Source organism: Pseudoalteromonas sp. AS84, assembly GCF_038900255.1.
GTDB lineage: Bacteria > Pseudomonadota > Gammaproteobacteria > Enterobacterales > Alteromonadaceae > Pseudoalteromonas.
Map to the genome: position 1 here is coordinate 40082 of NZ_JBBMQY010000017.1, position 14519 is coordinate 54600.

The window sequence follows — 14519 nt, forward strand, 5'->3', positions numbered from 1 at the left end:
AAAACCATCATAAAAATGTAATTTACTGAATTTTTACACATTGTTTGCACCTTTTATTCTTATAGTTTATCCACTTTAATAAAATAATAAGCGTGCATACATGAATATAAAACCTTTTATATTTTATTCAGTTATTGCCTCTACTACATTATTGTATGGCTGTGGCGGTACTGAGCAAACTACCGACACCAGCACAGAGCAAAGTACTGATTCATCAACAGCAATCACGTCAACTGGCCTAGTTATTAACGAAATTGTCGCAAGCCCAAGCGATACAACCTACGATTGGATTGAGCTATACGCCACTGAAGATATAGCCGACTTATCGGTATTTTCACTTGTTGATGATAACGCCGACAGAGAGCCTCAAGCTTTACCCGCAGTAGCGCTTTCGCAAGGTGAGTTTATTGTTATTCAAGCCATTGATGAAACCGATACACCGCCCGATAACGGTTATTACGTCACCTTTAAACTAGGGAGCGACGATGCGGTTACGTTATACGAGGACGGCACTGCTATCTCTGTACTTGATTGGGAGGAAGGCGAAGCCGCTGAAGGGTTTAGTTACGGCTTATACACCGATGGCACCGGCACCGCGCAAACACTAACACCCACAGAGGGCGCAGCTAATCAAACAGCAGATACCTCTTCACTTGTTACAACCTTAATTGCTGAAGACGCCCCACTTCGTATAAACGAAGTAGTAGCAAAAGACAGTAGCGGCGGCGAGGACTGGATAGAGCTTTATGTAACAAGCAGTAGCGATGTTTATTTAGCAGACTACACCCTAAGTGATGACAATAACGAACAGTTTGCTCTACCCGATATTACGTTATCGCCGGGTGAGTTTTACCGTATTTACGCAAGCACCGATGATTTAGGCGATCTGCCAAGCGTAGCGTTTAAATTAGGCTCAAGCGATACCGTAAGCCTTTACAGTAACAATGTAATTATAGAGCAGCTATCGTGGAATAAAGGCCAAGCGCTGAGTGGTTACAGCTATGGTCGCTACCCAGATGGCAGCGATGCAACTGCGGTATTAACTCCAACAGAGCTTAGCTCAAACAGCCAAGCAACCCACGGGCCACTCGTTATCAACGAAGTGGTGGCAAGCGCCGCAGACGATGGTAACGACTGGTTTGAGCTATACAATAACAGCGCAAATACTATTAACTTAGCTAACTACCAAGTTATTGATGAAAGCGACGACATAGACCCCGTTACCCTGCCCGACATAGATTTATACGCAGGCCAATACATTACTATTTATGCCACCGAAGAAGATCCAGGTACTTACTACGTCCCCTTTAAACTAGGCAAAAAAGACGAGCTAAGCTTAATACTCAACGATGAAGTAATTGACCACATTGACTGGGATGAAAGCGATGTAGCCACAGGCTTTAGTTACGGCCTAAGTAGCAGTACTGACTTTACTCATGCGTTTTTAACACCTACCCCAAGTAGTGAAAATACAGCAGCAACCGCATTTACACCCGCAGCTGTTAATACGCTTTCTATTACAATTACTGACGAAAACTGGCAAGACATTTTAGATAACCCTCTTGAGGAGGAATACCACGAAACCGCTATTACCTTTAATGGTGTAACACTTGATAGCGTTGCTATTCGCACTAAAGGCGGCTCAAGCTTAAGCAGTGTTGCCAACTCTAGCAGCGACCGCTACAGCTTTAAGTTCGATATTAACGAGTATGTGTCGGGTCAAAAGTTTTTTGGGCTAAAAAAATTCACATTACAAAACTCGTTTAACGACCCGTCGTATATGCGTGAAGTAATCGCCTACGAGCTAATGGATGAAATGGGCGTGCCAACGCCTGAGCATGCTTACGTTAACTTTTATGTAAATGGCGAGCTATTTGGTTTGTATTTAATGGTAGAAGCCATAGATGGCGAGTTTATAGAAAAACACTTTGCCAACAGTAATGGCGATTTATACAAGCCAGATGGCACAGGCAGCGATTTACTATGGCTAGGTGACGATATACTAAGCTACACCGATATAAACCTACAAACCAACGAAGACACCACCGATAACGGCGCATTTATTAACTTTGTAGAATCGCTAGATGAAGGCGAAACCAGCGCCATAGAGGTAGATACACTTTTACGTTATATGTCGGTAAGTACTTCACTGTCTAATTTAGATAGCTACCACGGCCCGCTTGCACATAACTATTATATTTACGATAACGATGGCGTATTTAGCATTTTGCCATGGGACTTTAACGAATCATTTGGCACCTTTAACATGAATTGTAATAGCGTAGATGTAAGAGAGCTCTACATTGATGAGCCAGTAAGCGGCGCATTAAGCGAGCGCCCATTAATTGCTAATGTATTTTCCGAGCAAAGCAACCTTGATGTGTACCACAGTTACTTAACGCAACTTATTAATGGCTCACTTTCAAGCGACACATTTAACGCACGCGTAAATGAAATAGCCGACCTAATTCGTGAGCACGTAGAAAACGACCCAACTAGCTTTTATGGCTCAACCTACTTTGAGCAAAACCTTACCTCTACAACAGGGCAGTTTTACGGCTTAACGTCGTTTATGCAGTATCGCGTAGCAAATATGGCCGCGCAACTTGATGGCACATTGCCCTCAGCGGGCGATGGCAGCGGATTTTGCGCTAGATAAACAGCCCATCCTTTGCGCAGTGCCAGCACGCTGGCACTGCACTCTATTACTTTGCAATTTAATAATCTGAGAAAATTATGACAATTCAAGCACGTTTTAAGGACGAACTTTTTGAAAAGGATACTTCAATCTCACCAGTAGCAATTACTGCTATAAACAATAAAAATAAGCAGGCTCAACCTGAAAAGCCAAATGCTGATGGCTCATTATCAACATTGATTAACGAGTTACTCACCCCATTTGAAGGTTACGGATTAAACGATCTTAATAACGCTAATTTAATGAACCGTGTAGACAGTAAGTTTATGCTGCCACTGTCTTTTTTACCTGAGTTACTAACTCACTTACAAGGGCAGTACCGCGTACTTGATATACAAGGTAAGCGTTTATTTTCTTATTATAATCAGTACTTTGATACGCCTGAGCTTGATTTATATAAAGCCCACCATAACGGTAAGCTTAATCGCTACAAAGTGCGCCAAAGGCGCTACGTTGATACCGCCACCGAATACCTAGAAGTAAAACTAAAAAACAACCAAAGCCGCACTGTTAAAACACGCATCAAGCTCGAAAAAAACAATGAGCAAGCCCATTGTACTGCGTTTATGAAAGAGCAAATGAAAAACAGCTTTGCAGATTTAAACGTAACCCAGCAAAGCGGCTATAACCGCATAGCCTTAGCCAACGAAGAAAAAGCCGAGCGCTTAACGCTTGATTTTAACCTATGGTACAACACCCCAAAAGGCGATAACAAAATAACACTACCGGGCTTTTTTATTGCCGAACTTAAGCAACGTAAAAAAACAAAACACTCGCCATTTTATAAGCTTATGAGCAAACACCACATATTCCCTGCCTCGTTTAGTAAATACTGCATTGGCTGTGCTTTGCTCTACCCCGAGCGCTTAAAAGTAAACCGCTTTAAACCTGTTTTAGCCCGCTTAAAACACCTTAACCGCACTAACCCACTATTACCTTTAGAGAATAATTAAAATGACCAAATTAGATCTTATTTTTCTTTCCCGCTTTTTAGTAAACATCCTATCGCTGGCTGTACTTTGCTATGGTTGTTATTTTCGCGTAAGTAAAAATGCAGTGGTAGCAGGCTCGTTTATTTTATTTGGCGTAGGCGTTTTTATTATTACCTTTTTGCTGCACGGCGTTGATATGTCAATGGAATTTGCATTTGGCCTATTTGCCGTATTTACCATGCTAAGGTATCGCACTGAGTCTATTTCGATTAAAGAGATGACTTACTTATTTCTCGTTACTGCCATTGCTTTACTGACCTCTGTAGGGCAAATGAGCTTAATTGAGCTAAGTATTCTTAATGGCATAATTTGCTTAATTGCCTTTTTGATTGACTCTAGCGTATTTGTAAAACGCTACGAAGTACAAAGCGTTTGCTACGAGCGCATAGAAAACATAACCCCGCAAAACCAAGCCACACTCATCCATGATTTACAACAGCGCACGGGCCTAAACGTCGTTGCCGTAGATATAGAACACATCGACTTTTTAAGAGACGTAGCGCAACTAAAAGTAAGTTACTTAGCCGAAAAACAAACAAAGGCAGCCTAACATGACCTCTAAACAAACGATTACTTATGCGGCACTTTCAGCTCTTTGCCTTGTTAGTAGCGCAAGCTTTGCCAAAATTAACGACGATATAGACCTAAGCGGCTATATCATGCTCGACTACAACAAATTTGATACCTCATTGTTAGAGGGGCAATACGACAGCAACAGCTCAGAAAGTACCTCTGAAATACGCCGCGCACGCCTAAGTTTTAAATCAGACATCAGCAAAGACTGGAAAAGTAAATTTCAACTTGGCTTTGCCGATGGCGAAACCGAAATAAAAGACGCCTACCTAGAATACTCTGGCTGGAAATATGCCGATTTAACCATAGGCCAACAAAAAGAAGGCTTTGGCCTAGAAAAACTAACCAGCTCTCGTAATTTATTAATGCTCGAACGAAGCATGATAAGCGAAGCGTTTTCGCCAGGGCGTAGTTTAGGTATTAGCCTATCGGGAGACATAGCCTCAGTAAATTGGCAACTAGGTTATTACGAGCCCGATGAAGACGAAGCAACGTCTGCTATTACAGGGCGCTTAGCCTGGGTGCCATGGCAGCAAAACACCAACCTTTTACACCTAGGCGTCGCATTTAGTGAGAGGCAGTACGACGGTAACGAATTTAGAGTGAATGAACCTCTTGAAGTTTATACCGCCGACTCATTAATAGAAGGCGATAAAATTAATGCCGATAGCCTCTCGCAACAAGGCGTAGAGCTACTATGGCTTAAAGACAGATTTACCATGATGGCCGAGTGGCAACAAGCACAAGTAACCAGTATTGAAAATACAACCAATGATTACGAAGGCGGCTATTTGCAATTTGGTTATCAACTATCGGGCGGATACCGTAAGTATAAAAACGCAAAACTAGGCGCAAGCTCAGAGCCAGGCTGGGAGCTCACTGGTCGCTATAGCCTACTTAAACTCAAGCAAGAAAACCAAGACGCAAAAACCTACGCTCTTGGCGTTAACTACACCGTAAACAAAAACATAAAGTTTATGGCCGACTACATTAAAGCCGATTACTTTGAAGCGGGCGGCACTATCACATCGGGCAACGCAATCTCATTAAGGCTGCAATACTCGTTTTAATGCGCTTTGCGTGTTTAGTCGGTTAGCCTAAAATTACAAAGCCCCTGTGTTAAACGTTACGTTTAACACAGGGGCTTTGTAGTTACTCAGTAAATAATATTTAAGTTAGTTTATAAATACTAATTACTAGCGCCTGCAAATTGTATTGGGTAATCCATATCGCCGCTGCGGTTAATACTGTTACACAGGTTTTTATTAAAACTGGCCAGTGATGGGTCGATGGTGTGCTCATTAACTACAATACCATCACTTCGCCTTTTAACCTCAATAGATCCGATTGTATTAATCGCTGATAAATCATCGCCTACGTTTTTAAATATAAAATACTCTATGTGTTCAGCAATAGATTCCGCGTTTTCGATATCTCCCTTAACGGCAGGCACTTGGTAGTTAACACCATTACACGTTAAATCATAAACCCTTACTAATTCTAGCTCGTCAGCTCCTTGCATATCAGCAATAACTTTAATAGTTGGCTGCGTTGTTGTTTCAAGCAAGTATTGTGTTTCATTCATTTCACTTAAAGAAAATGTATCAACGCTTTTAGCTATAGAACAGCCCGATAATAAAGTAAAAACTAAAAACACGGTTCTATTAAAAAACATCTATAAATACCTTATTTCTAAAATTTTATTTGCTTTGTATTATCATACCCTTAAGACAGGTTCTGAATATAACCTCTAAACTGCTAAAACAACCTCACTTATGTTCTTTCTCATTTAAACTTGGAGCTGGGCTTCATATAAGGCGAGGCTTTGATAAGTGATTTTCCAATAGGAAGTTGGAATATTTCCCATTCAATGCTGGAATTGAGCTTATTTCTCAATTAACGCTGGAAGGGATCACCCTTACGTTGCTAGCCACTCAAGTACATTAAAGGTTTAAGGGTATAGTTAATTTAATAGGCGTACTCTAGCAAACTTAGTTAGAGTGGCATCAGCAGACACTGATAAACCTCGAAGTATGAAGTCAAAATTTGACTCCTTTGACCCAAAAATTGTTGGCTAAAATAGGCGACGTAGGAGCAAAAGCCCACTGTTTTTAGTCCTTGTTGATTTTCTTGTTAGTATTCTTTGCTTTAATAATGAATTTCATAGCGCCTAAATGAAAAAACGGCAACATAACATATGCGAGCAAAAGAGAATCAAAAAACAGTATCCAATGAAAAACTACAGCCTTCTCTTCGGAATTACAGAGAGCGCGAGATAATATCTCAAAGCAAACTCCATCAGGTGAACCTAGAATATAAACTCCGATTACAAAAAGTACTAAAGCGATCAAAACTCTTTTGAACATTTCAGCTTTTAACTTTTTGCTAGCCTTGACTCTCAGCTGAAACCTCCTTGAATACACGCCCCAATAAGGGGCTAAAAATTGTTTGCTAAAATGTGAAGCGAAGCGAAAACGAGCAAACTGTTTTTAGTCCCGCTTAATTGGCTTGTTAGCATTGCAGTTTACACTGAACTCACAACCGGTAACCCTAACTTTTTGATTAGAGCTGAAAACTGATCTTTTGTATAGGGACCATAAACAAATTCATCGTGTTCGGCAAACTTGTGATCTTTAACTTTATCAATGTAGTAAAAAGCACAAGTTTCATATGGACAAGCATAAACCGAAATATATTTTTCGTTAGTTTCAATATTTATTGGTTCATCAATACGCCCAATATAAGCACTTTCGCCAAGGCTGTGACCTAACGTTTTAGTGCCGTCAATGTAATAAACTTCATAAGGTGGTTCTTCCCACACTGGAGAGCATCCAATTAGGAATAATGACACCAAAATTAGAAATATTCTCACAAACTTCCCTGCATGCTAACGCCTCGTTAAGAGGCAATAAAATTGTTGGCTAAAATTAGCGACGAAGGAGCAAAAGCCAACTGTTTTTTGTCCTGCTTTAACGACTTGTTATATAGCACTTTTACACTGACTATCGCTGTAGAAAGTGAGCCTAGAACCAAAGGATTGAATCAAACTTTGTTTTAATGATTTTGCAATTTTTAGCGCTTTTTTACCATTGTTTTTATCATGGTCATAAGCAGCAGCAAAAAAGCACTCATGGTCTAAATAGTTTTGAACAAAAATGTGAATACTGTCATCTAGCTCATATTTAGCGGCAACTAAAACAGCCGCTTTTTCTGCGAGCATTTGCTCCCCACCTTCAGAGACTTTATTAAGGTTATTTGTAAGAGCGAAAGAATCAAGTTTACTTATTAACTCAGCCTTGTCGGCATTATTTATAGAAAATTGAATTCCGCCAATCGCCGAGTGATATTCCCTTGAGCAACTGGACAATAGGATAATGCATAAAATTAGAAGATATCGCATAACTTCCTTGTGCTATATAACAATTTAATAGTGCGCTCGTCGCGCATATTTCTACCGACTTAGCGCTCATTTATCTACTTTATATAGTTTTAACAAATTACCTAAGGTATTACTATCACTAAGTTTTCTAAAGCTTTTAGGTAAAGTTAAATAACCCAATTTGCGCGCAGCGCTCATTTTCATGAATATATGCGCAAAGCGCAGTTTAACCAATCAATTAACGACGATATTTAGCCAATCTCAATGACCTGTTATCGCTCATAAACGCCTTACTACATTTTTAACATAAGATAGCTTAGCTTGTGAGGGCACTCTTTTAATATGTGCTACAACATTCAACCGCAATGCATACCGTATTAAATCAAAAAAATAAAGTATGGAATATTAATTTAGGATCTTTATTTAATGCTTTGATTAGTTTAAGCCTAAAAACCAAATTCTATTCCCTATGAAGAAAACCCTATGAAAAACCCAAATAAGGAACAACAATACCATCACTACAAGCCTTGCCACATAGGCCTCTTTATTCCAGATGTGTGACAAACCATTCCAAAACCGAATGAGAAAGAACATATAGCGATCTTTTTTGATCAAAATACAGCGATTATCCGATTAAGTGCAATTTGTCATAAAACTGCAATCAAAATAGATGATAATTTAAACTCGAACTGTATTTTTTATAATCTAGAAGTTGAAGTAAATGAGCACACCAATGACGCAACTCACATTTGCGTTACAATCGTTTGAAGATCCTCTCTCTGCGGCTATGGGCCACACAATGGAATACGAGCAGTTAACCTTGCAAGCCAGTGCTATGCATGAAATAACGCTGCAATGCGTATTGCCTGACGACGCCCACGAAAACGATATTATTTCGCTGAGCGCAACGTATCCCAGTGCCCGTGATGCGCAATACTTTACTGAAAAAGTACTCACTAACGCCGACTTAGAGCGTGGTTATGTGTATTTAACATTAAGTAAAATTACTCAAAGCCACTGCTTAGTAATGCAATTGATGCTGCATGGCTTAAATGCCACTTTAAAAAATAGTTTACAGTTCGATATGCAAGTAAATGCGTTTGAAGCAGGTTATAAAAATCAGCAAGCACTTAAAAGCCAAACTAAGCCACATGGCGTTAAAAAATACTTTCGTAATATGAGCTCAAGTTTATTTTCGTTTTTTTAATGTGTTGATATACGAACTTATAAAACCTTAATCTGCAAAACTCACTTTACCCATAGTAACTCCCGCAATACCTTGTTCAGTATTACTTAGGTGTTGCAGCTCTCCGGCTAGGCATTCGTTAGCTAAAATGGCAAATAGTACGGCCTCTTTTGCGTCGGGATTTATGCCTAAATCATCGGTATTTTTAAAAGCCTCAATACGTGGGCAAAGCGCTGTAAGTTGCGCCATTAGTAATGGGTTATGAATACCGCCACCACTTGCATACACCACACAATTTTGTGTGCGCTCTACACACTCGTTTAATGCGTTTGCTATTACGGTTGCAGTAAAGGTATTTAAGGTGGCCATCACATCTTCATGGCTTAAATGGTGAGTATTTGTAAGCTGCTGCGCGACGGTTAAATACGCTAAGTTAAATACCTCCGGCCCTGTGGTTTTAGGCATTGGGAGTGCAAAAAATGCGTTATTACATAATGCATTTAATAATGGCGTATTTACCTTGCCTGCTTTTGCTATTTTAGCACCATCATCATAATGTAGCCCTGTAAAATGTTGCTGTACGTAGGCATCCATAATGGTATTACCGGGGCCAATATCGCTACTAAACACACCGTTTGCATCGCCATTTTTTGGTAAAAACGTTAAGTTAGCTATGCCGCCCATGTTTAGCAAAACCCGACTCTCAGCAGCGCTCGAAAAATACAAATAATCGCCATATACCGCTAAAGGTGCACCCTCGCCCCCTGCCGCTATATGTTTTTGCCTAAAATCACCAATGGTAGTAATACCCGTAGTAACGGCTATTTGGTCACTGTCGCCAATTTGTAAGGTGCCATTAGTAAAGCTTTTGTGGTTATGCTGCGACTGCGGACAGTGGTAAATGGTTTGCCCGTGGCTCGCTATTACATCAATACTTGCTGGGTTTACCTGCCAAGTATGCAAGCACTGATTAACCATACCGCCATGGAGTTTACCTACCCACGGATGCAATAAAGTAACAAGTTCTAAATCGCATTCCCGCTTAGCAAATACCTGCTTTATTTTAGTTTTATAATCGTCGTTGTAGTCAACGGTGGTAAAATTTAAAACCTCAATGTGTGTATTTAAGCCCGCGCCCGTTACTTTGCAAAGCGCTACATCGAGCCCATCTAACGAGGTACCACTCATTAAACCAATAATTAAACGGCTTGGCTTTTGGGCACTATTATAAAGGGCGGCTATGTGTGGGTGCATAAAGGTATCTTAAACAGGTATCATATTTTGCTTATATTAGAGGACTTTAAAACAAAGTAATAGCCGTAAAGAGTTTAATTTAGGTTCTGATTGTTTAACGTTTAAATGATTGTTAAATTAGTATGCATACTAAAAATTTATGAAAAAATATGATCACCCTCAGAGAGTTTAAAGCCCAAGACGCGCCTTTTATTATTAGCACCTTAAATGATGAACAGGTTACGCGTTATTTATCGTCAAAAATTCCGTTTCCGTATACGCAAGCCGATGCTGATTGGTGGATAAACCAAGGTTCTAAAAATGGAATGGTTAAGGCCATTGTTGTAAATGGGCAATTTGCGGGCTGTATTGGTATAACTCCCGGCGAATTTGAATACAGCCACAGTGGCGAAATTGGTTATTGGCTTAATAAAGCCTATTGGGGGCAAGGCATTATTACTCGCGCTATTGAACTTATATGCAATGAAGCGTTTGCAAGCTCACACTTAAACAGAGTTTTTGGTGCTGTGTTTGCTGGTAATACCGGCTCTATGAAAGCACTTACTCAAAACGGCTTTGAACAAGAAGCTGTGCTTAAACAGGCTATTTATAAAAACGGTGATTTTTACAATAATCATATATTTAGCAAGCTTAAATAAATCGTTTAGAATAAATACTTTGTAAAGGTTGAATTATCAACCACCCGCCCAAAACTCCTTTATTAAGGTACGCATTGTACATATTCATACTGCTTAGCCGCGCATTATTGTTTAGCTGAACACGATTTTAAAAGCGTAAACATTCGGTAAGTAGTTTATTTATATTAATAGGAGATCTTATATGTCTACGACTAGTCGCCAACTTACTCTTGAATCACGCCCTAATGGCGCTCCAACAGATGAAAACTTTAAATTAAAAACGGTAGAGCTTCCTGCATTAAAAGACGGCGAAGTTTTACTACGCACTATTTACTTATCACTAGACCCATACATGCGTGGTCGTATGAGCGATGCTAAGTCGTACGCAGATCCTGTTAATATTGGTGATGTAATGGTTGGCGCAACAGTGTGCCAAGTAGAAGAGTCTAAAAACGATAAGTTTAGGATCGGTGAATGGGTACTTGCCTACACAGGTTGGCAAGACTACGCCATTACCGATGGCGAAGGCTTAATGCAATTAGGTAAAGAGCCTGAAAATCCTTCGTACGCGTTAGGTATCATGGGTATGCCAGGCTTTACAGCCTACATGGGTTTACTTGATATTGGCCAGCCTAAAGAAGGCGAAACCGTAGTTGTTGCAGCTGCAACAGGCCCAGTAGGCGCAACGGTTGGTCAAATAGCTAAAATTAAAGGCTGTAAAGTAGTGGGTGTTGCTGGTGGCAGTGAAAAATGTGCACATGCCGTTGAAAAACTAGGGTTTGATGCGTGTATTGATCACAAAGCCGATGACTTTGAAGAGCAACTAGAAAAAGCCTGCGACAAAGGCATAGATGTTTACTACGAAAATGTGGGCGGAAAAGTATTCGACGCCGTACTACCACTATTAAATACCGCAGCACGCGTACCATTGTGTGGTTTAGTATCGCAATATAACGCAACTAGCTTACCAGAAGGCCCTGACCGTTTAGGTATGCTAATGGGTCAATTGCTTACTAAGCGTATTAAAATGCAAGGCTTTATCATTTTTGATGATTACGGCGACCGTTACGACGAGTTTGCACAAGACATGCAAAAATGGCTAAAAGACGGAAAAATTCAATACCGTGAGCACATGGTAGAAGGCATCGAAAATACAGTAGGCGCGTTCAACGATATGATATGCGGTAAAAACTTTGGTAAAACTGTGGTTAAAATTAATAACCCACTTTAATTTTAAACGGCTTGTAAGGCTAAGCCCTTACAAGCCACAAAAGGACTGACATGATCAAACTACACCATTTAAATAAATCCCGTTCTAAACGTGTAATTTGGCTTTTAGAAGAGCTAAATGTTGACTACGAAATCGTCGCTTACCAGCGCAATAAAGACACTTTCTTAGCCCCTGACGAATTAAAGCATATTCATCAACTTGGTAAGTCACCAGTAATTGAAGACGGCGGCCTAATTATTGCTGAATCAGGCGCTATTACCGATTACCTTATTACTAAATACGGTAACGGTAAATTTGCTCCAAAAGTAGATACCGCTGAATACGTTGACTACCAACAGTGGCTGCACTTTGCAGAAAGCTCAGCAATTTTACCGCTTTTACTTAAAATGTTTGTACTTAAAGACGGCGCTAAAACACAGTTTTTAGAAGGCTATGCCGACGCCGAAACAGCTAAAGTAATTAGCTACTTTAACGACCGCCTTGAAGGTAAACGTTATTTAGTGGGCGATACCCTAACGGGTGCTGACTTTATGATGTCGTTTATTGTTGAAATTGTTAAAAACTCAGGTCAATTAGCGCACTTTAAAAACCTCGTTAAATACGACGAGCAATTACAAAGCCATGAGAAGTTTCATACAGCTAATGAACTAGAAGCAAAGTACGACTAACTACTTTTATATAATATTTTTATATAACACTAAGGGGCATTTAGCCCCTTTTTTATGCCTGTAAATATGCCTGCAAAATAACCCCACCAAAGTTACGCTTGTAAACTAAATTAACAAACAATCCCTTATTGCTAATAAAACTTTAATTAATAAGGCATAATGCTGCTATTATTTTAGAATAATCACTAATAATACAAGCTGCTCTTGCGCGTATTGACTCACACTTGGGATCAACCATGACCATAAACATGCGTTTAACGACCGGTTTTGGCGTAATTTTATCAATGATGCTTATTTTAACCATTATTGGAATTTCGCGCGTTAGCCTCATTAATAATAATATTACCCACATGACCGACGTAAATTCGGTAAAGCAACGTTACGCAATTAACTTTAGAGGCAGCGTACACGACAGAGCAATAGCCGTGCGCGATGTAGTGCTAATTACCGATCAAAGCAGTTTAAGCACCGTGTTAAATAGCATAAAAGAGCTAAACGCATTTTACCAAACCTCAAGCCGCTCTATGGCCGAGCTAATAGGTAATATGAATAGCGAAGAACGCGCTTTAATTAATAAAATAAATCAAATAGAGCAGCGCACTCAGCCTTTTATTCAAGGTGTAATAAACGCTAAAAACGCAGGAAACCTAAACGAAGCTGAGCGCATTTTATTAACCGATGCGCGCCCTGCGTTTACCGAGTGGCTAAATGTTATAAACCAATTTATAAACCTGCAAGAACAAGCAAATCAAGCCACCACTATTGATACTCTCGATATTGCCAGTTCATTTGAAATTTGGATGATTTCGCTCACCGCGCTTGCAGTTTTAATAGGTGCAAGCGTTGCGTATGTTATTAGCCAACTAATCAGAAAGTCTGTAGGCGGCGAGCCACAAGAAGCCGCCGAAGTAATTGCCCTTATTGCCCAAGGCGACTTAAGAGGCGATGTACAGTCGTGTTGCCCAAATAGCATGATGGCTTCTGTAGGGGTGATGCAATCTAAATTAAAAACCATTGTAGATAGCATTATTAACTCATCTGAAGAGCTTTCTACCCACTCTGCAAGCGTAGCGTCTGGCTCGCAGCAAGCACTTAGTGCCGCTGACGCACAAGTTACTTATACAAACTCAGCAGTAAGCAGCCTAGAAGAAATGAGCCGCAGTATTCATGCTGTAGCCGATTCAGTTAGGCAAACAGAAGATAACTCAAAAATAACGGCGCAGTTGTCACAGCAAGGTAGTGTTGCAGTACAAAAAGTTGCCGCCGAAATTGAGCAAATTTCAGTGACCGTAAAAGCCACAGTTACTCAAGTAAACGTGTTGCAAGAACATGTAAAACACATTGGCGATATTTTAAGTGTGATCCGCAGTATTTCCGATCAAACAAACTTACTTGCACTAAATGCGGCAATAGAAGCCGCTAGAGCAGGCGAAACAGGCCGAGGTTTTGCTGTTGTTGCTGACGAAGTAAGGCAACTTGCCCAGCGTACTGGTGATGCAACAGGCGATATCGAAAAGATGATTTTGCAAGTACAAGAAAACACGCAAGCGTCGGTAACTGCTATGGAAACCACAGTACCGCAAGTAGAAAATGGCTTAACACTTACTCACGAAGCAAACGAGCTACTGCATCAAATACAGCAACAAGCCAACGACTCATTAAGTAACGTGCTTGAAATTGTTGAATCAACATCAAACCAAGTAGCCACCGTGGCGCAAATTAGTACCGGCGTAGAAGAAATTGCCAGTATGTCAAAAGAAACCAGCATGTCGCTTAACAGTAACGCGCAAGAAGCAGTTGCATTAGCTGACCTTTCAAACACACTTAAAAAGTATATTAGTTACTTTAAAGTTTAATTGTTTAGCGTTTTACAGTAATTAAAAAGGGGCTTTAAGCCCCTTTGTTGTTTATGTACTTTAAT

The 14519-nt window shown here is 40.1% G+C and carries 13 protein-coding genes; 9 read left to right on the forward strand and 4 right to left on the reverse strand.

What is annotated here, in order from left to right; translation table 11 throughout:
* The first annotated feature begins 100 nt into the window (after positions 1-100).
* The 4 genes from WNY79_RS15740 to WNY79_RS15755 all read left to right on the forward strand — a co-directional run bounded on the left by WNY79_RS15740 (position 101) and on the right by WNY79_RS15755 (position 5333).
* On the forward strand, positions 101-2659 hold the full coding sequence (locus WNY79_RS15740) for a CotH kinase family protein (protein ID WP_342876336.1): 2559 nt from the start codon (positions 101-103) through the stop codon (positions 2657-2659).
* 77 nt (positions 2660-2736) lie between these two features.
* Complete coding sequence (locus tag WNY79_RS15745) at positions 2737-3651, forward strand: polyphosphate polymerase domain-containing protein (protein ID WP_342876337.1); 915 nt, start codon at positions 2737-2739, stop codon at positions 3649-3651.
* A gap of 1 nt (position 3652) precedes the next feature.
* Positions 3653-4240, forward strand: coding sequence for a DUF4956 domain-containing protein (locus WNY79_RS15750; RefSeq protein WP_342876338.1), 588 nt, complete (start codon positions 3653-3655; stop codon positions 4238-4240).
* A 1-nt stretch (position 4241) separates the two neighbouring features.
* The gene (locus tag WNY79_RS15755; RefSeq protein WP_342876339.1) at positions 4242-5333 is read left to right on the forward strand and encodes a porin; all 1092 of its coding nucleotides are present in this window, start codon (positions 4242-4244) and stop codon (positions 5331-5333) included.
* A 119-nt stretch (positions 5334-5452) separates the two neighbouring features.
* Here WNY79_RS15755 and WNY79_RS15760 read toward each other — a convergent pair whose 3' ends face one another.
* From WNY79_RS15760 to WNY79_RS15770, 3 genes are all read right to left on the reverse strand, one after another.
* Positions 5453-5938, reverse strand: a complete 486-nt coding sequence (locus WNY79_RS15760) for a hypothetical protein (RefSeq protein WP_342876340.1) — start codon at positions 5936-5938, stop codon at positions 5453-5455.
* A gap of 849 nt (positions 5939-6787) precedes the next feature.
* A complete protein-coding gene (locus WNY79_RS15765; RefSeq protein ID WP_342876341.1) occupies positions 6788-7135 on the reverse strand; it encodes a hypothetical protein in 348 nt (115 codons plus the stop codon).
* A gap of 108 nt (positions 7136-7243) precedes the next feature.
* Complete coding sequence (locus WNY79_RS15770; protein WP_342876342.1) at positions 7244-7663, reverse strand: hypothetical protein; 420 nt, start codon at positions 7661-7663, stop codon at positions 7244-7246.
* A 700-nt stretch (positions 7664-8363) separates the two neighbouring features.
* Between WNY79_RS15770 and WNY79_RS15775 the strand changes: the two genes are divergently transcribed.
* The gene (locus WNY79_RS15775) at positions 8364-8849 is read left to right on the forward strand and encodes a hypothetical protein (RefSeq protein ID WP_024032946.1); all 486 of its coding nucleotides are present in this window, start codon (positions 8364-8366) and stop codon (positions 8847-8849) included.
* 27 nt (positions 8850-8876) lie between these two features.
* Here the strand turns inward: WNY79_RS15775 and WNY79_RS15780 are convergent, their stop codons facing one another.
* The gene (locus tag WNY79_RS15780; protein ID WP_342876343.1) at positions 8877-10082 is read right to left on the reverse strand and encodes an anhydro-N-acetylmuramic acid kinase; all 1206 of its coding nucleotides are present in this window, start codon (positions 10080-10082) and stop codon (positions 8877-8879) included.
* A gap of 149 nt (positions 10083-10231) precedes the next feature.
* Here WNY79_RS15780 and WNY79_RS15785 point away from each other — a divergent pair, with 149 nt between their 5' ends.
* The 4 genes from WNY79_RS15785 (at position 10232) to WNY79_RS15800 (ending at position 14454) form a co-directional block, all read left to right on the forward strand.
* A complete protein-coding gene (locus WNY79_RS15785; RefSeq protein WP_197185301.1) occupies positions 10232-10720 on the forward strand; it encodes a GNAT family protein in 489 nt (162 codons plus the stop codon).
* A 181-nt stretch (positions 10721-10901) separates the two neighbouring features.
* Positions 10902-11930: an NADP-dependent oxidoreductase gene (locus WNY79_RS15790; RefSeq protein ID WP_076924963.1), complete on the forward strand. Its 1029-nt coding sequence runs from the start codon at positions 10902-10904 to the stop codon at positions 11928-11930.
* Between the two features lie 50 nt (positions 11931-11980).
* On the forward strand, positions 11981-12598 hold the full coding sequence (locus WNY79_RS15795) for a glutathione S-transferase (protein ID WP_010554991.1): 618 nt from the start codon (positions 11981-11983) through the stop codon (positions 12596-12598).
* Between the two features lie 236 nt (positions 12599-12834).
* A complete protein-coding gene (locus WNY79_RS15800) occupies positions 12835-14454 on the forward strand; it encodes a methyl-accepting chemotaxis protein (protein ID WP_342876344.1) in 1620 nt (539 codons plus the stop codon).
* Positions 14455-14519: the final 65 nt, after the last annotated feature.